At 35.4% G+C, this 24,997-nt stretch carries 30 protein-coding genes; 22 read left to right on the top strand and 8 right to left on the bottom strand.

Going from position 1 to position 24,997, the window contains the following annotated elements:
- Positions 1 to 13 precede the first annotated feature (13 nt).
- The 18 genes from rplF to ctlX all read left to right on the top strand — a co-directional run bounded on the left by rplF (position 14) and on the right by ctlX (position 12,876).
- Positions 14 to 556, top strand: coding sequence for a 50S ribosomal protein L6 (gene rplF, locus ACFSQ0_RS02090; RefSeq protein ID WP_379043436.1), 543 nt, complete (start codon positions 14 to 16; stop codon positions 554 to 556).
- 12 nt (positions 557 to 568) lie between these two features.
- On the top strand, positions 569 to 922 hold the full coding sequence (gene rplR / locus ACFSQ0_RS02085; RefSeq protein WP_379043434.1) for a 50S ribosomal protein L18: 354 nt from the start codon (positions 569 to 571) through the stop codon (positions 920 to 922).
- Positions 923 to 928: 6 nt separating this feature from the next.
- On the top strand, positions 929 to 1,453 hold the full coding sequence (gene rpsE / locus ACFSQ0_RS02080; protein ID WP_379043431.1) for a 30S ribosomal protein S5: 525 nt from the start codon (positions 929 to 931) through the stop codon (positions 1,451 to 1,453).
- Positions 1,454 to 1,464: 11 nt separating this feature from the next.
- The gene (rpmD, locus tag ACFSQ0_RS02075; RefSeq protein WP_147860651.1) at positions 1,465 to 1,647 is read left to right on the top strand and encodes a 50S ribosomal protein L30; all 183 of its coding nucleotides are present in this window, start codon (positions 1,465 to 1,467) and stop codon (positions 1,645 to 1,647) included.
- A 9-nt stretch (positions 1,648 to 1,656) separates the two neighbouring features.
- Positions 1,657 to 2,109 carry a 50S ribosomal protein L15 gene (gene rplO / locus ACFSQ0_RS02070; protein ID WP_379043429.1) on the top strand — a complete coding sequence of 151 codons (453 nt, stop codon included), beginning with the start codon at positions 1,657 to 1,659 and terminating at the stop codon, positions 2,107 to 2,109.
- Positions 2,110 to 2,119: 10 nt separating this feature from the next.
- A complete protein-coding gene (gene secY, locus ACFSQ0_RS02065) occupies positions 2,120 to 3,457 on the top strand; it encodes a preprotein translocase subunit SecY (protein WP_379043426.1) in 1,338 nt (445 codons plus the stop codon).
- A gap of 2 nt (positions 3,458 to 3,459) precedes the next feature.
- Positions 3,460 to 3,675, top strand: coding sequence for a translation initiation factor IF-1 (gene infA / locus ACFSQ0_RS02060; protein WP_034259287.1), 216 nt, complete (start codon positions 3,460 to 3,462; stop codon positions 3,673 to 3,675).
- Positions 3,676 to 3,764: 89 nt separating this feature from the next.
- Complete coding sequence (gene ykgO / locus ACFSQ0_RS02055) at positions 3,765 to 3,881, top strand: type B 50S ribosomal protein L36 (RefSeq protein ID WP_013305171.1); 117 nt, start codon at positions 3,765 to 3,767, stop codon at positions 3,879 to 3,881.
- 2 nt (positions 3,882 to 3,883) lie between these two features.
- Positions 3,884 to 4,258, top strand: a complete 375-nt coding sequence (gene rpsM / locus ACFSQ0_RS02050) for a 30S ribosomal protein S13 (protein ID WP_379043423.1) — start codon at positions 3,884 to 3,886, stop codon at positions 4,256 to 4,258.
- Between the two features lie 9 nt (positions 4,259 to 4,267).
- The gene (rpsK, locus tag ACFSQ0_RS02045) at positions 4,268 to 4,663 is read left to right on the top strand and encodes a 30S ribosomal protein S11 (protein ID WP_147860647.1); all 396 of its coding nucleotides are present in this window, start codon (positions 4,268 to 4,270) and stop codon (positions 4,661 to 4,663) included.
- 89 nt (positions 4,664 to 4,752) lie between these two features.
- Positions 4,753 to 5,358, top strand: a complete 606-nt coding sequence (gene rpsD, locus ACFSQ0_RS02040) for a 30S ribosomal protein S4 (RefSeq protein WP_147860646.1) — start codon at positions 4,753 to 4,755, stop codon at positions 5,356 to 5,358.
- A gap of 21 nt (positions 5,359 to 5,379) precedes the next feature.
- Positions 5,380 to 6,372: a DNA-directed RNA polymerase subunit alpha gene (locus ACFSQ0_RS02035; protein WP_379043419.1), complete on the top strand. Its 993-nt coding sequence runs from the start codon at positions 5,380 to 5,382 to the stop codon at positions 6,370 to 6,372.
- Positions 6,373 to 6,415: 43 nt separating this feature from the next.
- Positions 6,416 to 6,901, top strand: coding sequence for a 50S ribosomal protein L17 (rplQ, locus tag ACFSQ0_RS02030; protein ID WP_147860644.1), 486 nt, complete (start codon positions 6,416 to 6,418; stop codon positions 6,899 to 6,901).
- Positions 6,902 to 6,994: 93 nt separating this feature from the next.
- Positions 6,995 to 8,107 (top strand): glutamine-hydrolyzing carbamoyl-phosphate synthase small subunit, encoded by a 1,113-nt coding sequence (gene carA, locus ACFSQ0_RS02025; RefSeq protein ID WP_379043416.1) that lies wholly within the window; start codon positions 6,995 to 6,997, stop codon positions 8,105 to 8,107.
- Positions 8,108 to 8,149: 42 nt separating this feature from the next.
- The gene (gene eno / locus ACFSQ0_RS02020; RefSeq protein WP_379043413.1) at positions 8,150 to 9,442 is read left to right on the top strand and encodes a phosphopyruvate hydratase; all 1,293 of its coding nucleotides are present in this window, start codon (positions 8,150 to 8,152) and stop codon (positions 9,440 to 9,442) included.
- A gap of 190 nt (positions 9,443 to 9,632) precedes the next feature.
- Positions 9,633 to 10,919, top strand: a complete 1,287-nt coding sequence (locus ACFSQ0_RS02015) for a citrate synthase (RefSeq protein WP_379043410.1) — start codon at positions 9,633 to 9,635, stop codon at positions 10,917 to 10,919.
- 71 nt (positions 10,920 to 10,990) lie between these two features.
- A complete protein-coding gene (locus ACFSQ0_RS02010; RefSeq protein ID WP_379043407.1) occupies positions 10,991 to 11,905 on the top strand; it encodes a dimethylarginine dimethylaminohydrolase family protein in 915 nt (304 codons plus the stop codon).
- A 32-nt stretch (positions 11,906 to 11,937) separates the two neighbouring features.
- Positions 11,938 to 12,876, top strand: a complete 939-nt coding sequence (gene ctlX, locus ACFSQ0_RS02005) for a citrulline utilization hydrolase CtlX (RefSeq protein WP_379043403.1) — start codon at positions 11,938 to 11,940, stop codon at positions 12,874 to 12,876.
- Here ctlX and ACFSQ0_RS02000 read toward each other — a convergent pair.
- Complete coding sequence (locus tag ACFSQ0_RS02000) at positions 12,873 to 14,300, bottom strand: SDR family oxidoreductase (RefSeq protein WP_379043400.1); 1,428 nt, start codon at positions 14,298 to 14,300, stop codon at positions 12,873 to 12,875. The genes ctlX and ACFSQ0_RS02000 overlap by 4 nt on opposite strands.
- 67 nt (positions 14,301 to 14,367) lie before the next feature.
- On the opposite strand from ACFSQ0_RS02000, the gene ACFSQ0_RS01995 reads away from it, so the two are divergent.
- Positions 14,368 to 14,568 (top strand): hypothetical protein, encoded by a 201-nt coding sequence (locus ACFSQ0_RS01995; protein WP_379043397.1) that lies wholly within the window; start codon positions 14,368 to 14,370, stop codon positions 14,566 to 14,568.
- A 2-nt stretch (positions 14,569 to 14,570) separates the two neighbouring features.
- On the opposite strand, the gene ACFSQ0_RS01990 is transcribed toward ACFSQ0_RS01995, so the two are convergent.
- The gene (locus tag ACFSQ0_RS01990) at positions 14,571 to 14,978 is read right to left on the bottom strand and encodes a hypothetical protein (protein WP_379043394.1); all 408 of its coding nucleotides are present in this window, start codon (positions 14,976 to 14,978) and stop codon (positions 14,571 to 14,573) included.
- A 62-nt stretch (positions 14,979 to 15,040) separates the two neighbouring features.
- Here ACFSQ0_RS01990 and argS point away from each other — a divergent pair, with 62 nt between their 5' ends.
- Entirely contained in the window at positions 15,041 to 16,816 is a 1,776-nt protein-coding gene (gene argS / locus ACFSQ0_RS01985) for an arginine--tRNA ligase (protein ID WP_379043392.1), read from the top strand.
- Between the two features lie 11 nt (positions 16,817 to 16,827).
- Here the strand turns inward: argS and ACFSQ0_RS01980 are convergent, their stop codons facing one another.
- Genes ACFSQ0_RS01980 through ACFSQ0_RS01970 form a run of 3 tightly spaced genes read right to left on the bottom strand, consistent with a single transcriptional unit; the run spans position 16,828 to position 20,574 of the window.
- Entirely contained in the window at positions 16,828 to 19,125 is a 2,298-nt protein-coding gene (locus tag ACFSQ0_RS01980; RefSeq protein WP_379043389.1) for a TonB-dependent receptor plug domain-containing protein, read from the bottom strand.
- On the bottom strand, positions 19,109 to 20,011 hold the full coding sequence (locus ACFSQ0_RS01975; protein ID WP_379043387.1) for a FecR family protein: 903 nt from the start codon (positions 20,009 to 20,011) through the stop codon (positions 19,109 to 19,111). Before ACFSQ0_RS01975 ends, ACFSQ0_RS01980 begins: the two co-directional genes overlap by 17 nt.
- Before the next feature lie 47 nt (positions 20,012 to 20,058).
- On the bottom strand, positions 20,059 to 20,574 hold the full coding sequence (locus ACFSQ0_RS01970) for an RNA polymerase sigma factor (protein WP_379043384.1): 516 nt from the start codon (positions 20,572 to 20,574) through the stop codon (positions 20,059 to 20,061).
- A 192-nt stretch (positions 20,575 to 20,766) separates the two neighbouring features.
- Here ACFSQ0_RS01970 and ffh point away from each other — a divergent pair, with 192 nt between their 5' ends.
- Both ffh and ACFSQ0_RS01960 read left to right on the top strand, forming a co-directional pair.
- Entirely contained in the window at positions 20,767 to 22,095 is a 1,329-nt protein-coding gene (gene ffh, locus ACFSQ0_RS01965; protein WP_379043381.1) for a signal recognition particle protein, read from the top strand.
- 57 nt (positions 22,096 to 22,152) lie between these two features.
- Complete coding sequence (locus tag ACFSQ0_RS01960) at positions 22,153 to 23,046, top strand: bifunctional 5,10-methylenetetrahydrofolate dehydrogenase/5,10-methenyltetrahydrofolate cyclohydrolase (protein ID WP_379043378.1); 894 nt, start codon at positions 22,153 to 22,155, stop codon at positions 23,044 to 23,046.
- Between the two features lie 33 nt (positions 23,047 to 23,079).
- Here ACFSQ0_RS01960 and ACFSQ0_RS01955 read toward each other — a convergent pair whose 3' ends face one another.
- From ACFSQ0_RS01955 to ACFSQ0_RS01945, 3 genes are read right to left on the bottom strand one after another with little or no spacing between them, the layout of a single operon-like run.
- Positions 23,080 to 23,475, bottom strand: a complete 396-nt coding sequence (locus ACFSQ0_RS01955; protein ID WP_379043375.1) for a YkvA family protein — start codon at positions 23,473 to 23,475, stop codon at positions 23,080 to 23,082.
- Between the two features lie 3 nt (positions 23,476 to 23,478).
- Entirely contained in the window at positions 23,479 to 24,573 is a 1,095-nt protein-coding gene (locus ACFSQ0_RS01950; protein WP_379043372.1) for an AI-2E family transporter, read from the bottom strand.
- Positions 24,573 to 24,995 carry a VOC family protein gene (locus tag ACFSQ0_RS01945; RefSeq protein ID WP_379043369.1) on the bottom strand — a complete coding sequence of 141 codons (423 nt, stop codon included), beginning with the start codon at positions 24,993 to 24,995 and terminating at the stop codon, positions 24,573 to 24,575. Before ACFSQ0_RS01945 ends, ACFSQ0_RS01950 begins: the two co-directional genes overlap by 1 nt.
- Between the last annotated feature and the right edge of the window lie 2 nt (positions 24,996 to 24,997).

Below are 24,997 nucleotides of genomic sequence, written 5' to 3'. Positions count from 1 at the left end.
AAAGACAAAAGTTATGTCAAGAATAGGAAACAGTCCAGTTTTGATACCAGAAGGAGTAACTGTAACCCTGGATGAGGGGTTAATTACTGTAAAAGGTAAGTTAGGAGAGTTAACTCAAGAATTCTCGGATATCGAAATTAAAATAGAAGATAACGAAGTTATTTTAGAGCGTTCTTCAGATAAAAAGAACTTTAAAAGTAAGCATGGTTTGTATAGAGCTTTAATCCAAAATATGGTTGAAGGGGTGTCAAACGGTTTTACTAAAGAATTAGAATTAGTGGGGGTAGGTTATCGTGCCTCTAACCAAGGGCAGGTTTTAGACTTAGCCCTGGGATTCTCTCATAATATTGTTTTAGAGTTGGCGCCAGAGGTTAAAGTTGAGGCAATTTCTGAAAAAGGAAAAAATCCAATCGTTAAACTAACTTCTCATGATAAGCAACTTGTAGGTCAAGTGGCTGCAAAAATTCGATCATTCCGTAAGCCAGAGCCTTACAAAGGAAAAGGAATTAAATTTGTAGGAGAACAATTAAGAAGAAAAGCAGGTAAATCAGCTTAAAAGATTGTAATTATGGCATTTTCAAAAGAAAAAAGAAGAGAAAAAATCAGAAGGAGAATACGTAAAAGTTTAGCTGGTAACGCTACTCGTCCTAGATTATCTGTTTATAGGAGTAATAAAGAAATCTATGCGCAGTTAATCAATGATGTAGACGGAGTAACCGTAGCGGCTGCTTCTTCTCGCGATAAAGAAATCACCGCAAAGGGAACCAAAATTGAGGTTGCTCAAGAGGTAGGAAAATTAATTGCAGAACGTGCAAAGAATGCTGGTGTAGAATTAGTAACCTTTGATCGAGGGGGCTATTTGTATCACGGTAGAGTTAAATCATTAGCAGACGGTGCTCGAGAAGGAGGACTAAAATTCTAAAATAATATGTATCAAGATTATAAAAACGTAGAACTTGTAAAACCAAGTGGTTTAGATTTAAAAGATCGCTTAGTAGGTGTACAACGTGTTACAAAAGTTACTAAAGGTGGTAGAGCTTTTGGATTCTCTGCAATCGTAGTTGTTGGAGATGAAAATGGTGTGGTAGGTCACGGTTTAGGTAAATCTAAAGAAGTTGCAGAAGCTATTGCAAAAGCTGTAGAGGATGCAAAGAAGAATTTAGTTAGAATTCCTTTATATAAAGGAACCGTTCCTCACGAGCAAAAAGGTAAATACAGCGGTGCGCGAGTACTAATTTTGCCTGCAGCTCCTGGTACAGGGGTTATCGCTGGTGGTGCCGTAAGAGCGGTGCTCGAGGCGGTAGGAGTGCATGATGTATTGTCTAAGTCGCAAGGTTCTTCAAACCCGCACAATGTTGTTAAAGCTACTTTCGATGCGTTATTGCAATTAAGAAGTGCAGAAACAATTGCCAAGCAAAGAGGAATCTCATTAGATAAAGTTTTTAACGGATAATACAGGAAGTCATGGCAAAAATTAAAGTTACCAAAGTACGTAGTGCTATTAACCGAACCAAGAACCAAAAATTAACATTGGAAGCTTTAGGGTTAAAAAAGATTGGACAAAGCGTTGAGCATAACGATACTCCTAACATTCTTGGAATGATAAATAAAGTAAAACACTTAGTTTCTGTAGAGGAAGCGAAATAATTGAACACGATGGAATTAAATAATTTAAAACCTGCAAAAGGTTCAGTTCGTAAGAATAACAAACGAGTAGGACGAGGTGAAGGTTCTGGTAAAGGAGGAACTGCAACTCGTGGGCACAAAGGGGCCAAATCTCGTTCTGGTTATTCTAAGAAAATCGGATTTGAAGGGGGTCAAATGCCACTTCAGAGAAGAGTACCAAAATTTGGATTTACTAATCGTAATCGTGTGGCTTATCAAGGTGTTAACTTAGATACGTTGCAACGATTGGTTGATGAAGGAAAGATTAAAGAAGAGGTTACGGTTGAAACTTTGGTAGAAAACCGTTTAGCTAATAAAAGAGATTTAATCAAAATATTAGGAAGAGGTGAGTTAAAAGCAAGTTTGAAAATTACTGCTCATAAATTCACTGCGACTGCAAAGGAAGCTATTGAAGCGGCTGGAGGAGAAGCAACAACCTTATAATAGAGAAACAATGAAATTTTTTGAAACTATAAAAAACATCTGGAAAATTGAAGAGCTCAAAAACCGAATATTGGTTACTCTTGGGCTTCTACTTGTTTATCGTTTTGGAGCACAAGTTGTTCTTCCAGGAATAGATGCTTCCCAACTAACAGATCTAGCAAACCAAACTGACGGTGGTTTGCTAGGTTTACTTAATGCCTTTACAGGTGGAGCATTTTCAAATGCATCTATCTTTGCATTAGGTATTATGCCTTATATATCAGCATCGATTGTAGTACAATTGATGGGAATAGCAGTGCCCTATTTGCAGAAACTGCAAAAAGAAGGCGAAAGTGGTCGTAAGAAGATTAATCAAATTACCCGTTGGCTCACTATTGCTATTACTTTAGTACAGGGGCCGGGGTACATATATAACCTTTATGCTACACTGCCAGATAGTGCATTTTTGTTAGGAGATTCTTTCACGTTTATAGTTTCATCGGTTATTATCTTAACAACCGGATGTATTTTCGCAATGTGGTTAGGGGAGCGAATTACCGATAAAGGTATTGGGAATGGTATCTCATTACTAATTATGGTGGGAATTATTGCTACACTACCACAATCTTTTTTACAAGAAATACAATCGCGTGTTGCCGAAAGTAATGGTGGTTTGATTATGATTTTGATCGAATTAGCTATTTGGTTTTCAATTATTTTTGCTTCGGTAATGTTGGTAATGGCCGTTCGTCAAATTCCGGTGCAATACGCAAGAAGAAATGCCACTGGTGGTTACGAGAAAAATATTTTTGGAGGTGCTAGACAGTTTATACCCCTAAAGTTAAACGCTTCTGGAGTAATGCCTATTATTTTTGCACAAGCCATTATGTTTATACCGGCGGCTGTTGCTGGACTTTCAGATTCAGAAACAGCGCAAGGTATAACCTCGGCTTTTCAAAATATCTTTGGCTTCTGGTATAACTTAGTTTTTGCTTTATTGATTATTGTATTCACATATTTTTATACCGCAATTACGGTGCCTACCAACAAAATGGCCGATGATCTAAAAAGAAGTGGCGGTTTTATCCCAGGGATTCGTCCCGGAACAGAAACCGCGGAGTATTTAGATCGTATCATGTCACAAATCACCCTACCGGGTTCTGTATTTTTGGCTTTGATCGCCATATTCCCTGCCATTGTAGTTAGCTTTGGTGTACAGCAAGGTTGGGCATTATTTTTTGGAGGTACCTCTTTATTGATTATGGTAGGGGTAGCTATTGATACTATCCAACAAGTAAACTCATATTTGTTGAATAGACATTATGATGGCTTAATGAAATCAGGTAAAAACAGAAAAGCAATAGCTTAATTATGGCAAAACAACCAGCAATAGAACAAGACGGAACAATTGTAGAGGCATTATCTAATGCGATGTTTCGTGTAGAGCTAGAAAATGGACACATTGTTACAGCACACATCTCAGGTAAAATGCGTATGCATTATATAAAATTATTACCAGGAGATAAGGTAAAATTAGAAATGAGTCCTTACGATTTAACTAAGGCTCGTATAACATATAGATACTAAAAATCTAAAATTATGGTTTTTGAAAAAAAAATAGTACTTTTGCGTGCTGAAAAATCAGAAGCCATATAAAAGGACAAAAACTAAGCAAGATGAAAGTAAGAGCATCCGTAAAGAAAAGAAGCGCCGACTGCAAAATTGTACGCAGAAAAGGTAGACTTTATGTAATTAACAAAAAGAATCCTAGATTTAAACAAAGACAAGGCTAATTATGGCAAGAATAGCAGGTGTTGATATACCAAAACAAAAGCGAGGAGTTATAGCGTTAACCTATATCTTCGGAATAGGCAAAAGTAGGGCTCAAAAGATCCTTAAAGATGCCCAAGTAGATGAGAGTACTAAAGTTACCGACTGGTCAGATGATGAGATAGGTAGAATTCGTCAAGAAGTAGGTAAATATACTATCGAAGGTGAACTTCGTTCTGAGGTTCAATTGAACATTAAGCGATTAATGGACATCGGTTGCTACCGCGGAATTAGACATAGAGTAGGCTTGCCATTAAGAGGACAGCGTACTAAGAATAATTCTAGAACCAGAAAAGGAAAGAGAAAAACAGTTGCTAATAAGAAAAAGGTAACTAAATAATAAGTAAACATGGCAAAAGCAAAATCTAAGTCAACCTCAAAAAAACGTAAAGTTGTAGTTGAGTCTTTTGGAGAGGCACATGTTACGGCTTCATTTAACAATATCATTGTTTCTTTGTGTAACAAAAACGGTGATGTTATTTCTTGGTCGTCTGCCGGAAAAATGGGCTTTAGAGGAAGTAAGAAAAACACTCCTTATGCAGCGCAAATGGCCGCCGAAGATGCTAGTAAAGTGGCTCATGAGGCTGGTTTGCGTAAGGTAAAGGTGTATGTTAAAGGTCCTGGAAATGGGAGAGAATCTGCAATACGTTCTATACATAATTCAGGGGTTGAAGTAACCGAAATAATCGATGTTACGCCTATACCGCACAACGGTTGTCGTCCTCCTAAAAGAAGAAGAGTTTAATAAAAGTATTAATTAAAAAAACAGTAAGGTTATCGAAGGATTAAACTTTAGACCTTAATTCATAACCTGTTTTTTATAAATCAAATTTAATGGCAAGATATACTGGTCCTAAAACGAAAATAGCACGTAAATTTGGAGAGGCTATTTTTGGAGATGATAAATCTTTTGAAAAAAGAAATTATCCTCCAGGTCAACACGGAAATAATAGACGCCGTGGAAAAAAATCTGAGTATGCAATCCAGTTAATGGAAAAGCAAAAAGCGAAGTATACCTATGGTATCCTAGAGCGTCAATTCAGAAATATGTTTAAGAAAGCAACAAGTGCACCGGGAATTACTGGTGAAGTTTTGTTGCAATACTGCGAGTCTAGATTAGATAACGTTGTTTACAGAATGGGAATCTCGCCTTCTAGAAGCGGTGCTAGACAATTAGTTTCACACAGACATATTACCGTAAATGGTAATATCGTAAACATTCCTTCTTACCAATTAAAAGCTGGAGATGTAGTAGGGGTAAGAGAAAAATCAAAATCATTAACGGCTATTGTGCAATCTCTAGATAATGCAAATGCTGTTTATGAGTGGATTTCTTGGAATGCAGAGCAAAAGCAAGGAACTTTTGTATCTGTTCCATCAAGAATCCAAATACCAGAAAACATCAACGAGCAATTAATCGTCGAGTTATATTCTAAATAATTAATAGACAGAACTCATAATATGGCAATACTAAATTTTCAAAAGCCCGATAAAGTTATCATGATAGACTCTACTGAGTTTGAGGGGAAATTCGAATTTCGACCGCTCGAACCAGGTTATGGTCTTACCGTGGGTAACGCTTTAAGAAGAGTGCTGTTATCTTCTCTCGAAGGTTTTGCAATTACTTCTGTGCGTATTGAGGGAGTAGATCACGAATTCTCTACCATTGCAGGAGTAGTTGAAGATGTAACAGAGATTATTTTAAACCTAAAGCAAGTTAGGTTTAAAAGACAAATCGAAGATATCGATAACGAAACAGTCACTATTTCTCTAAGTGGAAAAGAACAACTTAAGGCAGGTGACTTTCAAAAATTCATCTCAGGTTTTCAAGTGCTAAACCCAGATTTAGTCATTTGTAATATGGAGAAGAATGTAAGCCTGAATATTGAGCTTACCATTGATAAAGGAAGAGGTTATGTGCCCGCCGAAGAAAATAAAAAAAGTAATGCAGCTTTAGGTACTATCTTTACGGATTCTATTTATACACCTATAAAAAATGTAAAATATAGTATTGAAAACTATCGTGTTGAACAAAAAACAGATTATGAAAAACTGGTTTTTGAAATCGTAACCGACGGTTCAATACACCCTAAGGATGCGCTTACCGAAGCGGCTAAAATCTTAATTCATCACTTTATGTTGTTCTCTGATGAGAGAATTACGCTCGAGGCGGATGAGATTGCACAAACTGAAACTTATGATGAAGAATCATTGCATATGCGCCAATTGCTTAAAACCAAATTGGTTGATTTAGATCTATCAGTGCGTGCCCTAAACTGTTTAAAAGCGGCAGAGGTTGATACCTTAGGAGATTTGGTAACCTATAATAAAAACGATCTAATGAAGTTCCGTAACTTTGGTAAAAAGTCTTTAACAGAGTTAGAAGAATTGGTAAGTGTGAAAGGACTTACTTTTGGGATGGATCTTTCAAAATATAAATTAGATAAAGACTAAAATAGAAAGTATAGTTCAGCTATATTTCTAATTTCATAGAACTATGAGACACGGAAAGAAAATTAATCATTTAGGAAGAAAGACTGCTCACCGTAAAGCAATGCTTGCCAATATGGCTAGCTCTTTAATCGAGCATAAAAGAATAAATACCACAACAGCAAAGGCCAAAGCCCTTAAACAGTTTATCGAGCCTTTGGTGACTAAATCTAAAGAAGATACAACTCACAACAGAAGAATTGTTTTTTCTAAATTGCGTGATAAATATGCAGTTTCTGAGTTATTTAGAGAGGTAGCACCAAAAGTTGGCGATAGACCAGGAGGTTATACAAGAATCATTAAACTAGGTAACCGTCTTGGTGATAATGCTGATATGGCTATGATAGAGCTTGTAGATTTTAATGAGCTTTACAACGCTAACGGGTCAACTAAAAAGAAATCAACTCGTCGTAGTAGACGTGGAGGTAAAAATACATCAGGGTCTGAAACAGCGAGTAAACAAGAAGAATCTTCAACCAATGAAGAGGAATAAGAACATGATGTATTACAAGCTATAATATTAAAAGGATAAACTGTCTTAAGTTTATCCTTTTTTTTTAACCTTTTTTTACTTAAACACAACACAATGATATATCAGAAAAGAAAAAAAGCACTTCTGCTTTTAGAAGATGGCACTAAATTTTGGGGTAAGGCTATTGGAAATTTAAGTGGCACATCTTTCGGTGAGGTCTGTTTTAATACTGGTATGACCGGTTATCAAGAGATTTTTACCGACCCTAGTTATTTTGGGCAAATCATGGTAACTACCAATGCGCACATCGGTAATTACGGGACTTCTGCCGAAGAGGTTGAGTCAGATAGTATTAAAATAGCTGGTTTGGTATGTAAAAACTTTAGTTACAATTATTCTAGACCCAAGGCAGATTTTCCTCTCGAAGAGTTTATGCAAAAACACGAACTTCTTGGAATATCCGATGTTGATACACGCGCTCTGGTAAGTTACATTCGCGATAATGGGGCAATGAATGCCGTTATCACTACAGAAATCGATAATATTGAGGAGGTTAAAGAAAAGTTGGCTGCCCAACCTAGTATGAAAGGCTTGGAATTGGCGTCAAAAGTTTCAACCAAAAAAGCCTATACCATAGGAAATTCTGATGCAACTTTTAAGGTAGCAGCTTTAGATTTAGGGGTCAAGAAGAATATTTTAAGAAATTTAAGTGCAAGAAACTGTTTTATAAAAGTCTTCCCTTACAATACAAGTTTTGAAGAACTAAACGAGTTTAATCCAGACGGGTTCTTTTTATCTAATGGTCCTGGGGATCCAGAACCTTTGGTATCGGTAATTGAAACGGCAAAAAAAATTATTGCGAGTAATAAGCCAACATTTGGAATTTGCTTAGGTCATCAAATTATCGCATTAGCACATGGAGTGAATACCTTTAAGATGCATAATGGTCATCGCGGAATAAACCATCCTGTTCTTAATTTGAGCACGAAATGTGGTGAAATCACCTCGCAAAATCATGGTTTTGCAGTGAGTCGCGAGGCGCTTGAAAAAAACGAAAGTTTAGAGATCACCCATGTACATTTAAATGATAATACGGTTGCAGGACTAAAAGTAAAAGATAAAAACTGTTTTAGTGTTCAATATCATCCAGAAGCAAGTCCCGGACCAAATGATTCTTTGTATTTATTTGATCAATTTTTAGAAAACATAAAAAAAGTAAAAAGCTAAGCTTTTGTTATCTTTACATCACTATTATTAAAAACTAGAAAAATGAGTATCATAATTGATATAAAAGCGCGCCAAATTTTTGATTCAAGAGGAAACCCTACTGTAGAAGTAGATGTTTTTACAGAAAGTGGTTTTATGGGCCGTGCAGCCGTACCTTCAGGAGCTTCTACAGGAGAACACGAGGCCGTAGAATTGCGTGATAATGAAAGAGCCTATATGGGTAAAGGCGTATTAACCGCCGTAAATAATGTAAACACTATTATTGCAGATGCCTTAATGGGGTTTTCTGTATTTGAACAGGAAGCAATAGATCAATTCTTAATCGACTTAGACGGGACCCCAAACAAAGCCAAACTTGGGGCTAACGCCATACTGGGTGTTTCATTGGCAGTAGCCCACGCCGCAGCCAATGAAATGGGTATGCCTTTATATCGTTATGTAGGAGGTGTGAGTGCTAAAACTTTGCCCGTTCCTATGATGAATATTATTAATGGAGGATCACATTCAGATGCTCCTATTGCCTTTCAAGAATTTATGATTATGCCGGTGAAAGCACAAAATTTTACCGAAGCACTTCAAATGGGGTCAGAAATATTTCACCACCTAAAAAAGGTCTTACATAAAAGAAATTTAAGTACAGCTGTAGGAGACGAAGGAGGTTTTGCTCCTAAGCTAAAAGGTACAGAAGATGCGCTGGAATGCGTGAAACAAGCTGTTGAACTGGCAGGTTATAGTTTTGGAAAAGATATTATGCTTGCTCTAGATTGCGCTGCCGCGGAATTTTATGAAGACGGTGTTTATAACTATAAAAAATTTGAGGGTGAACAGGGGCAAGTAAGAACTTCTCACGAGCAAGCAGCTTATTTGGCAGAATTGTGCCGTAATTATCCGATTATTTCTATAGAAGACGGTATGGATGAGAATGATTGGGAAGGCTGGAAAAAACTAACTCAGTTGGTTGGGGATAAAATTCAACTAGTAGGAGATGATTTATTTGTGACCAACGTTAAACGATTAAGTAGAGGTATATCCGAAGGGATAGCAAACTCTATTTTAATTAAAGTAAATCAAATCGGTACTTTAAGTGAGACCATTGCGGCCGTTAATATGGCTCATCAAGCAGGGTATACAGCAGTCATGTCGCATAGGTCTGGCGAAACCGAAGACGCTACTATTGCAGATTTGGCCGTGGCTCTAAATACGGGGCAAATTAAAACAGGTTCGGCATCTAGAAGCGACAGAATGGCAAAATACAATCAATTGTTACGCATAGAAGAGCAACTAGGCGAGACAGCTGTTTATTTACAAGAAAGAGCCTTTAAAATAAAAATATAAGATACTAGATTAATAAATTTTGAATTTATGAATGCAACCTAGCTTAAATTTTTGTTAGGTTGCTTTTTTTTAAGAATATATTAACCAAACCTTCACGAAAAAGCGCTAATTTTAGAAGGCTATACACAAAAAATTACTAGTATTTTTTGTAAATTAGCGGCAGAAAAATTAAAAATAATATAGTTACAATATGTCAAAAAAAGCTACGATAGAATTTGATGGAAAAAAATATGAATTTCCAATAGTAGTAGGAACCGAGAATGAGGTTGCTATTCAAATCAAATCCTTAAGAGGAGATACTGGTGGGTTAATAACTTTAGATCCGGGATATAAAAATACAGGATCATGTGAAAGTGCAATCACTTTCCTGAATGGAGAAGAAGGGATTTTGCGTTATAGAGGGTATGCCATCGAAGAATTAGCCGATAATGCTAGTTTCCTTGAAGTAGCGTATTTATTAATTTTTGGAGAACTTCCAACTCAACAGCAATTAGATAAATTATACGCAGACATTAAACGCGAGTCTAATGTAGATGAAGAAATGAAGAAAATCTTAGATGGTTTTCCTAAATCAGCGCATCCTATGGGAGTTCTTTCTTCATTAACCAGTGCGTTGATTGCATTTAATCCAAGTGCCGTTAACGTTGACTCCGAAGAAGATATGTACAACGCCATCATCAAACTTTTGGCTAAATTCCCTGTTTTAGTAGCTTGGACTTTACGTAAAAGACAAGGGCAGCCGCTTGATTATGGCGATAGTAGCTTAGGTTATGTAGAGAATATTTTAAAAATGATGTTCAAAAAACCTAGCGAAAATTATGAGGTTGATCCAGTTGTCGCCTCTGCTTTAAATAAGCTTTTGATTTTACATGCAGACCACGAACAGAATTGCTCAACATCAACCGTACGTATTGTAGGTTCTTCTCATGCAGGTTTATTTGCATCTATCTCTGCAGGAATATCTGCTTTGTGGGGTCCTCTTCACGGGGGGGCTAATCAAGCGGTTATCGAAATGCTTGAGGGTATAAAACAAGATGGTGGAGATACTAAGAAATACATGAAAAAAGCTAAGGATAAAAACGATCCTTTCAGATTAATGGGCTTTGGACACCGCGTTTACAAAAATTTTGATCCTCGGGCAAAAATCATAAAAAAATCTGCAGACGAAGTTCTTGGAAAATTAGGGGTGCAAGATCCCGTATTGGATATTGCAAAAGGTTTAGAAAAAGAAGCCTTAGAAGATAGCTATTTTGTAGATAGAAAGCTATATCCAAATGTCGACTTTTATTCAGGTATTATCTATCGTGCATTAGGAATTCCTACAGAAATGTTTACGGTGATGTTTGCTTTGGGTAGACTACCAGGTTGGATTGCACAATGGAGAGAAATGCGCTTAAAGAAAGAGCCTATTGGTAGACCTAGACAGGTATACACCGGTGAAAATTTAAGAAGTTTTAAACCTATGAGTAACCGATAGATTTAAAATATAAATCAATAAAAAAGCTTCATAATTTAATGGAGCTTTTTTTTAATTTAAAGATAAATATAATGTTGAATTTGAATATAAAAAATGAAACTTCGCGTTTGCGATCGGTTATTCTAGGAACGGCCGAAAGCATTGGCCCAACACCAACTATAGAAGAGGCATATGACCCAAAGTCTGCGGAGTATATCAAAGCAGGAACATATCCTCTAGAAGAAGATATGCGCAAGGAAATGGCAGCGGTCGATGCGGTTTTAAAGAAGTATGATGTTCAGGTTTTTAGACCAAAATTGATTTCAGATTACAATCAAATCTTTTCGCGCGATATTGGTTTTGTGATTGATGATACCTTTGTTAAAGCCAATATATTGCCAGATAGGGAACGTGAATTAGACGCTATTCAATACATTATAGATCAAATTGATCCTAGTAAGGTCATCCGTTTACCGGAAGATTGTCATATAGAAGGGGGAGATGTTATGCCTGTAAAAGATTATATTTTTATAGGTACCTACAGAGAAGCAGATTACCCTAATTACATAACGGCTAGAACCAACATGAAGGCTGTGCAAAAAATGCAGGAAATTTTTCCTAATCGAAAAGTTAAATCATTTAATTTGAGAAAGTCGAGTACAGATCCGCGTTTAAATGCATTGCATTTAGATTGCTGTTTTCAACCAGTCGGAAAAGACAAAGCTATAATTCATGAAAATGGTTTTTTAAATAGAGATGAATTTGAATGGTTGGTGAATTTTTACGGTAAAGAAAACTTATTCTTTATTGATAGTGATGAAATGTATTCAATGAACAGTAATATCTTCTCAATCGCGGAAGACGTAGTGATTTCAGAGAAAAACTTTACTCGCTTAAATAAATGGTTACGCGCAAATAACATAACTGTAGAAGAGGTTCCTTATGCAGAAATTTCTAAACAAGAGGGGCTTTTACGTTGCTCTACCTTACCCCTTATTAGAGACTAATATTTAGGCTGAAATTTTTTAAGAAAATTATTATGAAACAAATAACAGATAGTATTTTAATGATAAGGCCAGTTGCTTTTCGGATGAATGAAGAGACGGCAGTTAATAATTATTTTCAAAAAGGAACCGCAGCGGCGAATGATGAAATTACGCAAAAAGCTCAATTTGAATTTGATACTTTTGTAAGTAAGTTAAGAAAAGTAGGTGTTAATGTTATTGTGGTTGATGATATTTTAGAAAACGATACGCCAGATTCTATTTTTCCAAATAACTGGATCTCTTTTCATCAAAACGGTGATGTAGCATTATACCCGATGTTTGCAGAAAACAGAAGAAGGGAGAGGCGTGAAGATATTTTAGATATTCTAGAAGATGAAGGCTTTGTAATCAATAATATTTTTGATTATACAAAAGCAGAACAAGATGAAATTTTCTTAGAAGGTACAGGAAACTTAATTTTAGATCGGGTAAACGCTAAAGCTTATTGCGCTTTGTCGCCTCGAGCAAATGAAGAATTGTTAATTGAATTTTGTGAAGATTTTGAGTTGTTCCCTGTTATCTTTCATGCCTATCAAAGTGTAGAAAACGAAAGAAAGCTAATTTATCACACAAATGTTATGATGTGTTTGGCTGATGATTTTGCGGTTATTTGTTTAGATACAATTGATGATAAAAAAGAAAGGAAACTTGTAATTTCAAGTCTTAAAGAAGATAATAAAGAAATTATAGCTATAAGTGAAACTCAAATGCACGCCTTTGCAGGAAATATGTTGCAAGTTGAAGGTACTTTTGGTAAAAGATACTTGGTTATGAGTACAACGGCTTACAACGCTTTAACTAAAGAACAAGTAGATAAAATAACTGCTCATTGCGAAATATTACATAGTGATATTGCTACCATTGAAACCTTAGGTGGTGGCAGTGCACGTTGTATGATGGCTGAAGTTTTTTTACCGAAAAAAGACAATTAAGCTTGCGCAATTTTTTTTAGCATGCCCGCAAAAATAAAATAATGAAAAGGCAACATACTATACCAGTATAACCTACCGAGTAAACCCCTGGGTCTAAAGGTAGCAGTCTGGTGAACTATGTTGTCTTTATCTATTTTAAACTCTAACCAAGCTTCGCCTGGTATTTTCATTTCAGCAAAGAGTAAAAGACGCTTTTCTTTATAATCAGCAAATAAAACTCTCCAGAAATCTAATGAATCGCCAGTATTTATGGTGTGATAATTTGTTCTTCCTCGGCGAAGACCAACACCTCCTACTAGCTTATCAATAAATCCTCTAATTTTCCACAGATGGTTAGCATAATACCAGCCATTTTTACCACCAATTTCCCAAATTTTATCCAGCGACTTTTCAGGCGAATCAGCTTTTAAACTTTGATAGTCCACTAAACAACCATGTGTGGGCACCTGAATAAATTGATTAAGATCAACTTTTGTAAAACGACTACTTACTTTAGAGTCTTTCCAGCTTGATATAACTTGATTTTGTTCAATTTTATCGAATGCAGCGCGAATGGCCTCCTCATAAGTAAGTGGCCTTATATCTAGTAATTTTGTTAAATGGTTGTCTTTTGAAATCACCTCTACTTTCATACTATCAACAAGATTTACTGCCAAATTATAAGAAGTGGAAGTGACAAAATATAACCAATATGATGATAATCTAGGCGACATAAAAGGAACGTCTAAAATATGGAGTTTTAAGCCTCGAATTTTGCAATAGGTTAGCATCATGTCCCTATAGGTTAAAACGTCTGGTCCGGCTATATCAAAAGCATCATTGTAGGTTTCTTCACGGCCTAACGACTTTTCAAGAAACTGTAAAACATTGCGAATAGCAATGGGTTGCGTTTTTGTTTTTACCCATTTAGGAGTGATCATAACGGGTAATTTTTCACATAAATCTCTTATTATCTCAAATGAGGCACTACCAGAACCCACTATAATTCCTGCTTGAAGACAAGTAAGTGCAAAATTACCTTCTTTTAATATGTCAGCTACTTGTTTTCTTGAGCTAAGATGTTTTGAGGTTTGATTTTCGTTGGTCATACCCGTTAAATAGATTACCTGTTTAACATTTAAGGGCGCTAAAAGTTTATTAAAATTGTTAGCAGCCTTAGCTTCTAACTCATCAAAATCTTTGGTAGAACCACTCATAGAGTGTATTAAATAATAGGCTGCATCAATATCATCTGGTAAAATATTGTTGTCTTGTTCTTCTAAAAAATCTATTTCAACAATTTTTACTTTTCGTTTAACACTAGGGCTTACAGAAAATCGGTCGGCACTGCGTACAGCGCAAATAACCTCATGACCTTTTGCAAGTAAAATAGGAAGAAGGCGCATTCCTATATAGCCGTTTGCGCCTGTTAAGAAGATTTTCATTTTAGTTTTTCTTATGTTATGCAATTATTTCTGTAAATTTATCCGTAAAAAGTAATTGCTTTCCATTATGCAAAATACCTTAAAATATGTACTTCTATTATTTGGCGTAATCATTATCTCGCTAGCAAGCCATAAAATATTATTTGATTTTCAGCCGATTAAAAGTGACCAACCTTTTACAGAGCAGCCTTTACCTCAAAATATAGCAATGCTGTTTACAGGATTACTATTACTATTAGCTGGATTCTCCTTTAGAAAACGCAAATAATTTTAGGAGCAAGCTAAAACCTTTTGTTGCATTACTTTTTTTATAAATTTATGGGTTTTATCACGATCTGCTCTTATCTTTAAAAAATAATGATCCATGTAAATGCTGTATTCTTGTGATTTTCCTTTGTATAATACCAGTTTATAATAAGGTATTACCAATGCATAAGACTCTAACAAAGACCTAAATCCAACTAAAATACCTTTTGGCCTTAACTCGATATTACAGCAGTTTTGGTTATTGTCTAAAATCAATAAGTTATGAATAGCTAAACAAGCTGAGTTTATATTAATTTTACCAGATCCTATGCCATTTAATTTAAAACGTTCGCTTAAAGTAAACGGCTCCCCTACCAACATATTAATTTTGCGCTTTAACTCTGGTTTATCATAAGAAACATTAACCAACATTTTTTATTTTAAAGATAACTAAAACAAACCTTTTAATTTTATCTTTGCACAAAATTTAACCTATGTTCAAAACTGACTTTTTATCGAGTAAAATAAGTGCAGCCCTAAAAGAACTGTACCAAGTAGATGTGCAAGATTTTGAATTTCAAGCAACACGTAAGGAATTCCCTGGAGATCTAACCTTAGTGGTATTTTCTTTGTTGCGCCACATTAAAACCAACCCAGTAAAATTAGGGGAGGACATAGGTGCATTCTTAAAAAAGAATGTAGATGAGGTTGATGATTTCAATGTAGTAAAAGGATTTTTAAACCTTGAATTTTCTGATTCTTATTTTTTAAATCAGGTTAAGGCTATTTATTCAAAAGAAGAATATGGCCTAGTTGCAGCAGATGAATCTTCTCCCAAAATTATGGTAGAGTATTCTTCACCCAATACCAACAAACCTTTGCACTTAGGGCATATAAGAAATAACCTTTTAGGTTTTTCTGTAGCCGAAATTTTAAAAGCAGCAGGTAACCAAGTTTTTAAGACGCAAATTATAAATGATCGTGGTATTCATATTTGTAAGAGCATGTTGGCTTGGCAAAAGTTTGGAGAAGGAGAAACTCCTAGCAATTCTAACTTAAAAGGAGATAAATTAGTTGGAGCATACTACGTAAAATTTGACCAAGAGTATAAAGCTCAAGTAAACGAACTTAAGGCCAAAGGCTTAGGTGAAAAAGAAGCTAAAGAGCAAGCCCCTCTATTAAAAGAAGCAAAAAAAATGCTTCAAGCCTGGGAAGCTGGTGATAAGGAGGTGTTGGCTTTATGGGAAAAAATGAACCAATGGGTATACGATGGTTTTGAACAAACGTATAAGCGATTAGGAGTTAACTTTGATAAAAACTACTATGAAAGCGATACTTATTTATTAGGGAAAGAAGTGGTTAAAGAGGGTCTTGAAAAAGGTGTTTTTTATAAGAAAGAAGATGGTAGCGTATGGATAGATCTTACCGATGAAGGTCTTGATGAAAAAATTGTTCTTCGTTCAGACGGCACCGCCGTTTACATGACGCAAGACATTGGTACGGCTATACAACGTGTAAATGATTTTTCTATAAATGGTATGGTTTACACCGTTGGGAATGAGCAAGATTATCATTTTAAGGTACTTTTTTTAATTCTTAAAAAGTTAGGTTTTGCCTGGGCAGACCATCTATACCACCTAAGCTATGGCATGGTCGACCTGCCAAGTGGAAAAATGAAAAGTAGAGAGGGTACAGTTGTAGATGCAGATGACTTAATGGATGAAATGACGCAAACGGCTAAAAGGATTTCAGATGATTTAGGCAAGTTAGAAGGATTTTCACTCCAAGAAAAAGAAGAGCTTTACGAAACTATTGGCTTAGGAGCATTAAAATATTATATCTTAAAAGTAGATCCGCGAAAGCGTATCCTATTTAACCCAGAAGAATCTGTGGATTTTCAAGGAAATACCGGTCCTTTTGTACAATATACCTACGCCCGTATTCAATCGATTTTAAGAAAAGGAGAAAAATTACTTTCGCAAACTGTTGAGAATTATACTTTTGAAGAAAAAGAAAAAGCAGTAATCAAACATTTGCTTGCATGGCCAGAAACAATTCAACTGGCAGCAAAACAATATAGCCCCGCAATAATAGCCAATTATACTTACGACTTAGTACGTGATTTTAATTCTTTTTATCAAAACGTTTCTATTTTAGCAGCAGAGCAAGAAGATCAGCAAATTTTGCGGGTGCAATTAGCAAAGCTCACTGGAGAGGTGATTAAAAATGCTTTTAAGTTGTTAGGAATAAAAGTTCCTAGTCAAATGTAGTTTGTACCATTTTAATGAATTTTTATTCTAAAAATTAAATTAGGTGTAATTCTTAAAGCCTCCTGTTGAATAAAAAATATTTCGCTGTTTTCTTGTAAATAATAGGCATTAATGATATTGGAAGAGTTGAACAAGTTCCAGACAGATAGGCCAATATAAGCATTTACCTTTTTGTCTAGTTTAAATTCTTGACCTGCAGAGAAGTCTGTTCTAAAATAGCTTGGGAGTTGTGCGCTATTTGATGGAGAATATAAAAACAAGTTATTGGTTAAATTTTCTTGGCTTATTGGGGTGTAAGCTTTCCCAGAACGCCACTTGAGACCTAGAGAAACTTGAAGTCCATTTTGTTCATAACTGGTGTTAAAACTTAATGAATTGGCAATTGCCGTATTACTTGGAAAACTATTTTGGCTAATCTCGTTAAAACGATAGTCATTATTAGTGAGCGAATAGCCAGCCCAAAAATTAAACCTTTTAAACTCTTTACGGATTAAAAAATCTATACCTCTAATATAATAATCGCCAGAAAAGGGTGCATACTGGTATTGATCTTGAAAGCCCTGACTAGAAGCTGTAATGTTGTTTACCTTTTTGGCGTACCCTTCAATACTCGCTAACCAATTGTTTTTAGTATAATGTAAACCTAAAGAAAGTTGCATACTTTGCATTAATGGTATATCTTGATTATTAGCTCCTTGCCATTTGTTGTTTTGAATACCTAAGAAATCTTTTTGGGCACCGTTAATTTGTGTATGGTATTGACTCTTTACTTCTCCCAAGAATTCAAAGGCCAAATTCTCAACTACTTTTTGGTTTAAACTAAAGCGCGGCTCAAATTGAAACTGGTCTAGTTGTGAAAAATAATTGAGACGCGAACCCAAATGCAAACTGGTTTTATTGTCTATACTCTTAAACGAATAGGTACCGTAGATGGCTTGAGTCGAGGTGTATCGTGTGGAGAAAAAACCGTCAAGCGGATTGCTTTGGCGGGTAAAATTCTCAATTTGCGCGTAAATATGTTCAAAGCCTATTTGTAAATCAGATAAATGGTTAATATTTAAAGTGTTTTCAATTTTAAAACCATGTTCCCTTACCTTATTTTTTTGACGGCTGATTCTATTTTTTTTTCGCTCTTCATTGCTAGCTTCTAAATTATACAGTGAATAATAGTATTGTAGCTTAGTTTTTATACCTTCATTCCATTGCCGGGTATAATTCAATCCAATTCCTAAATTATTTTGGGATAAACCGCTGGTTTTTGGATCAATTTGATTGCCCTGTAAGAAATCCTCACGATAGTTTAAGTTGTTAGATAAATAAATGAAGCTTAGCTTAAATTTGTTTCTTTTATTTGGTTGGTATAGGTAACGAAGGGTGGTGTCATAAAAATGAAACTCGTCATTCTGTTTAATGCTTTCTTGTTCAAGCGGGTCTAAGATAGAATTTTGAAAGGCCTGCTCGTAGTATTGATTGTAAGTGGGTGTTCTAAAGTAATTGTTTATAGAGCTCCTAGCCGCCAGTCTTAAACTTGAACGCTTACCTAGTGGAGTGTCAATCAAACCAAAACCGTAAAGATAGTTTATTCCTGCTTCAGCATTGAATTTTCGATTTATTTCATCGCTTGTTTGTAATGATATTACTCCAGATACGCTGTTGCCGTATGAAGCGTCTGTACCATTCTTAACCAATGCTACCTCATCTACAAAATAGGGGTTTATGGCAGATATAAGGCCAAAAAAATGACCGTATTGGTACATACGAATTCCGTCCCAAAGTATCAAATTCTGGTCGGGTGTTCCCCCTCGAATATTTAAATCGCTAACTTTTTCGTTAATGCTTTCTATTCCTGGTAGCACCTGAAGTGCTTGTAAGGCATCGGGTTCAATAAGACCAGGGAACGTAGGAAGCTGGTTTAGGTCAATATCAAATACACCTTGATCTTTTTTGGTAATACTTTTATTAAGGTAATTTTGAATAATAACTTCTTCCAAATCTAAAACTTTATCCGCTTCAAGCGGATTTTTAAGACGTATCGCTATAAAATCCTGACTTAAAAACTCAAACTCGAGGTTGCTGTTGCGTTCAATCTCAGTAATTATTTGCCTTGGCGTTAAATTTGAATTAATTGTAAAGGGAGGTAGTTGCTCTAACTCATTTTCAAGGTAGGAAAACTTAAACGATGTCTGTTGCTCAAATCGTTTAATAATATCTAAAATACTAAGGCTTTCCTTGGTTTTTACCTGTGCTAAAAGTAGGATAGGAAAAAGCAAAAAAGTAAAAAACAGCTGAACTTTAATTTTTTTGTTCACTTAAGTTTACGGATTTTCCATCAATATGATACGTAAGCCCAAACGGAATGCAGACAGATTTTAAGGCCATATCAAGATTGCTATGGGTGAAACTCCCGGTAAAATAACTATTTTTTTCTAAATCTATGTTTTTGCGAACCACTTTAACGTCATATTGGCGTTCAATTTCTTGTATTACCAGTATTAATGGTACTCTTTTAAATTTACTCTGCCCGTTTAGCCAACTGGGTTCTAAATCTTCTATTTGACCAATTTTGTATTTTGCGTTATAAAAATTAACCATTTTGCCCGCAGGTAATTCTATCGTATCTTGTGCTTGAATAACGCGCACCAAACCCTCAAAACAGGAAACACCAAAATAGTTTTGTCGCTGCTTTACGTTAAAAGCGGTTCCTAAAACCTCTATCTTCCCCAACGGAGTATGTACACTAAATTTTTTCCCTTTTTCAACCTCAAAATAAGCTTCTCCTATTAGATCTAGTTGGCGTTCATTTTCCCACTTATTATTATGGTATTGTATTTGACTTCCAGCATTGAGTTGTGCCAAAGAGCCATCTGGCAATTCTATGCTTTTTTGTTGAGAATTTACAGTATTAATTAAAATAATGTTTTGCTGGTTGTACCAAAATGCGGCCAAAGCAATTATAACAATAGCCGCAGCGCTACTAGCCCAAGTGAGTATTCGTTTTTTCCTTTTTTGTTTTTTAGCTCTTTTCAAAAGGTTTGCATTATTATTTTTTACAAGAGCGGGAGCTTTAAAATAACCAGCATAATCGAGCAGTTTTTTATACTCTTGGTAATCGGGGTGTAACTCCAATTCATTTAATTGTGATTGGGTTAGTGCTTTACCCATTAACCATTTATGTAAAATATCTTCTTTTTTCATCTCATTGTACTTACCTCTATAACAATCTAATAAGCTATTTTCCTACCTTAAAGTTCTGTTAATTCTAATTTTAATTTTTTTAATGCACTATAAAGGTGCTTTTCAACGGTTTTTGTCGATATGTCTAGCAAAGCCGACACTTCTTTATGAGGTTTTCCTTCAATTTTACAAAGGCTAAATACCAGTCGTTGTTTCTCGGTTAATGAGCTAAGCGCGCGCTCATATTTCTCTAGGTATTGTTTTTCTTCTAGTAAAAATTCAGGGCTTTGTTTATTAGTATTTTCTTTAATGTTTTTATTGTATTTAAGTTTTACCTTTTTATGTTTAACCTCGTTAAGCATTAAGTTATTAGCAACGGTAAAAAGAAACGACTTGGCTTTACTGTAAGTAACATCTTCGCATTTATGCCATAGCTTTACGAAGGCTTCGTGCATTTTATCTTCGTGATTGTAGCCATTACCAAATTTGTAGTATAAAAAATCATGAAGATCTTTTGCATAATCATTGTATATTCTTTCAAAAACAGAATCTACACAAATATTCTCGAATATTTTTTTAGGCATAAGCTTTAATTCTAGCTAAAAATAATAAAAAATCTGTTATCCAGAAGGAGTCTTGTTTTTCTAGAGTTGTGTGATTACTAGCTTTACGGATTAAAAATCGGTTCTAAACAAAATTAAAGTATATTTATGAGAAGTTTTTAATCTTAACAATCTAATTCATAACTTTGCAACTCTTAAAAACAACCGAAAATTATGTTTGATAATTTAAGTGATAAGTTAGATAAAGCCTTTCATATTCTTAAGGGGCACGGTCAAATTACCGAAGTGAATGTTGCCGAAACCTTGAAAGAAGTGCGCCGGGCATTGGTAGACGCCGATGTGAATTATAAAATTGCTAAAGATTTTACAAAGACTGTAAAAGATAAAGCGATAGGCCAAGATGTACTCAGCAGTTTAAAACCTGGGGAGTTGATGGTGAAGTTGGTGAAAGACGAGCTTACTTCGCTTATGGGGGGCGACGCAAAGGGTATCAATTTATCAGGAAATCCAAGCGTAATATTAATGTCGGGGTTACAAGGAAGTGGTAAAACAACCTTTTCAGGTAAGTTAGCCAACTTTCTAAAGAACAAAAAAACCAAAAAACCTTTATTGGTAGCTTGTGATGTATACCGACCAGCGGCAATCGATCAGCTGCATGTGGTAGGTGAGCAGATAGGAGTTGAAGTTTACTCCAATAGAGAGACCAAAGATCCTGTAAAAATTTCACAAGACGCTATTGCGCACGCAAAAGAGAACGGGTTTAATGTGGTGATTATAGATACTGCCGGTCGATTGGCAGTTGATGAAGCCATGATGACCGAGATATCAAATATTCATAAGGCTATTCAACCACAAGAAACCTTGTTTGTAGTAGATTCTATGACTGGTCAAGATGCGGTAAATACGGCAAAAGCTTTTAATGATATACTAAATTTTGATGGTGTTATTTTAACCAAGCTAGACGGTGATACTCGTGGTGGTGCAGCGATTTCGATTAAATCTGTTGTAGACAAACCCATAAAATTTATAGGTACGGGTGAGAAAATGGAAGCTATTGATGTTTTCTACCCTGAACGTATGGCCGATAGAATATTGGGGATGGGTGATGTGGTATCATTGGTTGAGAGAGCCCAAGAGCAATATGACGAAGAAGAAGCTAGAAAACTTCAAAAGAAAATTGCGAAAAATCAATTTGGTTTTGATGATTTCTTGAATCAAATCCAGCAGGTTAAGAAAATGGGTAACATGAAAGACCTTATCGGGATGATACCTGGCGCTGGAAAAATGATGAAAGATATAGACATTGATGATGATGCTTTTAAACATATTGAGGCCATTATACATTCTATGACTCCAGAAGAAAGAGCAAAACCAAGTATTATTAATGCTAGTCGAAAAAAACGAATAGGAAAAGGTTCTGGTACTTCCGTAACGCAAGTAAATCAGCTACTAAAGCAATTTAATCAGATGAGTAAAATGATGAAGATGATGCAAGGTGGAGGCGGCAAAAAGATGATGCAAATGATGAAAGGATTAAGATAAAACAAGAAAAGCTGAGTTGGAAACAACTTGGCTTTTTTGCATTATATAACACACAACATGACAATTTTAGACGGTAAAAAAGTAAGTAGCGATATAAAAGATGAAATCGCTATTGAAGTAAAAAAAATGAAAGAGCGGGGCGAAAAGGTACCGCATTTAGCAGCCATTATTGTGGGTAATGATGGAGCTAGTATGACCTATGTAAATTCTAAAGTGAAAGCTTGTGAGCGGGTTGGTTTTGAATCTACTATGGTGAGAATGTCTAGTAATTCTTCAGAGATAGAACTGTTAGACAAAATAGAGGAGTTAAATAATAACGAAGCCATAGATGGTTTTATCATTCAGCTACCTTTACCACCCCAGATAAACACCCAACGCGTTTTAATGGCTGTTGATCCAGATAAAGATGTAGACGGTTTTCACCCTACTAATTTTGGTAAAATGTCTTTAGATATGACATCATTTATTCCGGCCACACCTTATGGAATTTTAGAACTATTGGAGCGTTATGATATTCCTACAAAAGGGAAGCATACCGTTGTAATAGGGCGAAGCCATATTGTAGGAAGACCTATGAGTATTTTGATGGGTAGAGTAGGCTTTCCTGGAAACTCAACGGTTACGCTCACACATCGATACACCAAAAATATAACACAAATAACTTCTCAAGCAGATATTATTATCATCGCCGTAGGAACACCTAATTTCCTTAAAGCCGAAATGGTTAAAGATGATGCGGTTATAATAGATGTAGGGATCACTAGAGTACCAGATGATAACGCTTCAAAAGGATACGTGATAACTGGTGATGTTGATTTTGAGAATGTAAAGAAGAAGGCTTCTTATATTACTCCTGTACCAGGGGGGGTGGGACCAATGACCATTGCCATGCTGCTTAAAAACACTTTATTAGCGCGAGAACGACATAGAATGAGAAACCCATTAAATTAATTAAGAAACGGCCCTTTTGTAATAGGGCCTTTTTTATTCTTCTTTGTTAATTTTCCAGTCCAGGTAGTTATGTAAATCGCTCTCTATAAATCGCAAGGCAAAGGTAAACACGCTTAAGTCATCAATGTAGCCTAGTCCTGGAATAAAATCTGGAACTACATCAAGTGGATTTAAAACATAAATGAGTGAAAATACAATAGATCCTATGGTAAACCAAGGCACTTCGGTATATAAGCCTCGCCTATAATCCTTGAGCATCAATAGCATCTGCTTAGCCATCTCTGCGTATTTTTCAAATACCCCAGCGTTTTTAATTTTCTGTTCAATCTCATTTTCTTGCGCCAATGTATTATCGACATCACTCTTGGTAATGCCAGAAACTTTACGTTCAAAATAATTTTCGTCTATCTTTTTACTACTTGTAGCCATATGTTACAATTTTTTGTTTTGGTGTAAGTTTTCTAATTCGTGATTTTCTGTGTCAGCGGTTTCGGTTGAGTTAACTTCTTTTTTTCCGTATTCTTTCTTATAAATTTTCACCATTAATAAAAATAATGAGATAAGTAGTGGGCCAAAAATTAGACCAATAAAACCAAATAATGGTACCCCTACCACAACTCCGATAAGGGTTAAAAGCGGATGAACATCAGATAAGCGTTTTAATACATAAAGCCGAATAATGTTGTCGGTAGATCCGATAACTACCACGCCGTAAATAAGCATAGCAATAGCTTCCCAGTTTTGGCCTTGTGAAAAAAGCAAAATAGTTACCGGTAGAATCCCGATAGCCGTGCCCACAAAAGGAATCATAGAACCAATGGTGGTAATCACAAACCAAAAGAATGGATCTGGAACTCCTAATATTAAAAAGCCTATAAGGGCTATAATGCCTTGACAAATTGCTACTAAAGGAATTCCTATAGCATTTGCCTTAACCATTGATGTGCTTTCTTGCCCAATTAAAGTTAAATTTTCTCTATTAATAGGAATATAATCACCCAGCATTCTTTGCATGTGGTCTCTTTTGGTTAGCATATAATACAAAAGAAAATACATTATACCTATTGCTATAAATGCATCAAATGTTCCCCCTGCTAAATTCTGAAGGTTACTTGATATTAAATTGGTTACTTCATTGGTATTTATTTGCTTGGTAATATCGAAATTTGAGGAATACTGATTGATTAATGTATTTAAATCTTGCAGTTGTGCGTTGATGGCTTGTAAAACTTTTTCTGAGTTATTTACGGCTTTACTTACTTTTGAAGTAAGCAAAAGGACCATTCCGCTTACTGGTATTAAGATTCCAATAAAAGAAAACAACATCAACACCGTTGCAGCAAGATCTTTATTCCAGTTTCTTTTTTCTAATTTTACCATCCACTTTTTGAGTAGTACATAAAAGGTGATAGCCCCCAAAACACCCGAAAAGTAGGGTACCATTTCAGCAAAGATTAAAAATCCCGAAACGCCTATTATAAGAAGGGTGAATAATTGTCTTACCAATTTAGGGTGAAGTTGTTTCATCAAGCAGTAAATATTTCGTTAGTGTTTTTATAGGCTTTAAACTCTAGGGCGTTTCCAGAAGGGTCTTTAAAAAATAAAACTTTTTGCTCTCCAGGTTGATTTTGAAACCGAATACAAGGAGAAATAATATAGTCGATATTTTCGAGATTTAATTGAGCTGAAAATTCATCGAAAAAAAACCAGTCTAAAATCAGTCCAAAATGAGGAACGGGAACCTTTTGAGCATCTACTTCATTGCCAAAAATAGGAGGTTCATATTGAGGTGCCTCGTGTATAACCAATTGGTGACCACCAAAATTATAATCGATCCAATGTTTGCTGCTTCGCCCTTCTTTTAGTTTGAGACGTTGACTATAAAAGAACCTTGATTCCGCAAGATTTTTAACGGGTATCGCCAAGTGAAATAAGGGTACTTCTTTCATAA

Source organism: Mesonia sediminis, assembly GCF_042684705.1.
Lineage (GTDB): Bacteria > Bacteroidota > Bacteroidia > Flavobacteriales > Flavobacteriaceae > Mesonia > Mesonia sediminis.
Note: the sequence above shows the minus strand (reverse complement) of the source record. Positions and strands in the feature narration are given on the sequence as shown.

Excerpts from the sequence above, each read along its gene's own strand:
- rplF (WP_379043436.1), top strand. The coding sequence starts at position 14 with ATGTCAAGAATAGGAAACAGTCCAGTTTTGATACCAGAAGGAGTAACT.
- rplR (WP_379043434.1), top strand. The coding sequence starts at position 569 with ATGGCATTTTCAAAAGAAAAAAGAAGAGAAAAAATCAGAAGGAGAATA.
- rpsE (WP_379043431.1), top strand. The coding sequence starts at position 929 with ATGTATCAAGATTATAAAAACGTAGAACTTGTAAAACCAAGTGGTTTA.
- rpmD (WP_147860651.1), top strand. The coding sequence starts at position 1,465 with ATGGCAAAAATTAAAGTTACCAAAGTACGTAGTGCTATTAACCGAACC.
- rplO (WP_379043429.1), top strand. The coding sequence starts at position 1,657 with ATGGAATTAAATAATTTAAAACCTGCAAAAGGTTCAGTTCGTAAGAAT.
- secY (WP_379043426.1), top strand. The coding sequence starts at position 2,120 with ATGAAATTTTTTGAAACTATAAAAAACATCTGGAAAATTGAAGAGCTC.
- infA (WP_034259287.1), top strand. The coding sequence starts at position 3,460 with ATGGCAAAACAACCAGCAATAGAACAAGACGGAACAATTGTAGAGGCA.
- ykgO (WP_013305171.1), top strand. The coding sequence starts at position 3,765 with ATGAAAGTAAGAGCATCCGTAAAGAAAAGAAGCGCCGACTGCAAAATT.
- rpsM (WP_379043423.1), top strand. The coding sequence starts at position 3,884 with ATGGCAAGAATAGCAGGTGTTGATATACCAAAACAAAAGCGAGGAGTT.
- rpsK (WP_147860647.1), top strand. The coding sequence starts at position 4,268 with ATGGCAAAAGCAAAATCTAAGTCAACCTCAAAAAAACGTAAAGTTGTA.
- rpsD (WP_147860646.1), top strand. The coding sequence starts at position 4,753 with ATGGCAAGATATACTGGTCCTAAAACGAAAATAGCACGTAAATTTGGA.
- ACFSQ0_RS02035 (WP_379043419.1), top strand. The coding sequence starts at position 5,380 with ATGGCAATACTAAATTTTCAAAAGCCCGATAAAGTTATCATGATAGAC.
- rplQ (WP_147860644.1), top strand. The coding sequence starts at position 6,416 with ATGAGACACGGAAAGAAAATTAATCATTTAGGAAGAAAGACTGCTCAC.
- carA (WP_379043416.1), top strand. The coding sequence starts at position 6,995 with ATGATATATCAGAAAAGAAAAAAAGCACTTCTGCTTTTAGAAGATGGC.
- eno (WP_379043413.1), top strand. The coding sequence starts at position 8,150 with ATGAGTATCATAATTGATATAAAAGCGCGCCAAATTTTTGATTCAAGA.
- ACFSQ0_RS02015 (WP_379043410.1), top strand. The coding sequence starts at position 9,633 with ATGTCAAAAAAAGCTACGATAGAATTTGATGGAAAAAAATATGAATTT.
- ACFSQ0_RS02010 (WP_379043407.1), top strand. The coding sequence starts at position 10,991 with ATGTTGAATTTGAATATAAAAAATGAAACTTCGCGTTTGCGATCGGTT.
- ctlX (WP_379043403.1), top strand. The coding sequence starts at position 11,938 with ATGAAACAAATAACAGATAGTATTTTAATGATAAGGCCAGTTGCTTTT.
- ACFSQ0_RS02000 (WP_379043400.1), bottom strand. The coding sequence starts at position 14,300 with ATGAAAATCTTCTTAACAGGCGCAAACGGCTATATAGGAATGCGCCTT.
- ACFSQ0_RS01995 (WP_379043397.1), top strand. The coding sequence starts at position 14,368 with ATGCAAAATACCTTAAAATATGTACTTCTATTATTTGGCGTAATCATT.
- ACFSQ0_RS01990 (WP_379043394.1), bottom strand. The coding sequence starts at position 14,978 with ATGTTGGTTAATGTTTCTTATGATAAACCAGAGTTAAAGCGCAAAATT.
- argS (WP_379043392.1), top strand. The coding sequence starts at position 15,041 with ATGTTCAAAACTGACTTTTTATCGAGTAAAATAAGTGCAGCCCTAAAA.
- ACFSQ0_RS01975 (WP_379043387.1), bottom strand. The coding sequence starts at position 20,011 with ATGAAAAAAGAAGATATTTTACATAAATGGTTAATGGGTAAAGCACTA.
- ACFSQ0_RS01970 (WP_379043384.1), bottom strand. The coding sequence starts at position 20,574 with ATGCCTAAAAAAATATTCGAGAATATTTGTGTAGATTCTGTTTTTGAA.
- ffh (WP_379043381.1), top strand. The coding sequence starts at position 20,767 with ATGTTTGATAATTTAAGTGATAAGTTAGATAAAGCCTTTCATATTCTT.
- ACFSQ0_RS01960 (WP_379043378.1), top strand. The coding sequence starts at position 22,153 with ATGACAATTTTAGACGGTAAAAAAGTAAGTAGCGATATAAAAGATGAA.
- ACFSQ0_RS01955 (WP_379043375.1), bottom strand. The coding sequence starts at position 23,475 with ATGGCTACAAGTAGTAAAAAGATAGACGAAAATTATTTTGAACGTAAA.
- ACFSQ0_RS01950 (WP_379043372.1), bottom strand. The coding sequence starts at position 24,573 with ATGAAACAACTTCACCCTAAATTGGTAAGACAATTATTCACCCTTCTT.
- ACFSQ0_RS01945 (WP_379043369.1), bottom strand. The coding sequence starts at position 24,995 with ATGAAAGAAGTACCCTTATTTCACTTGGCGATACCCGTTAAAAATCTT.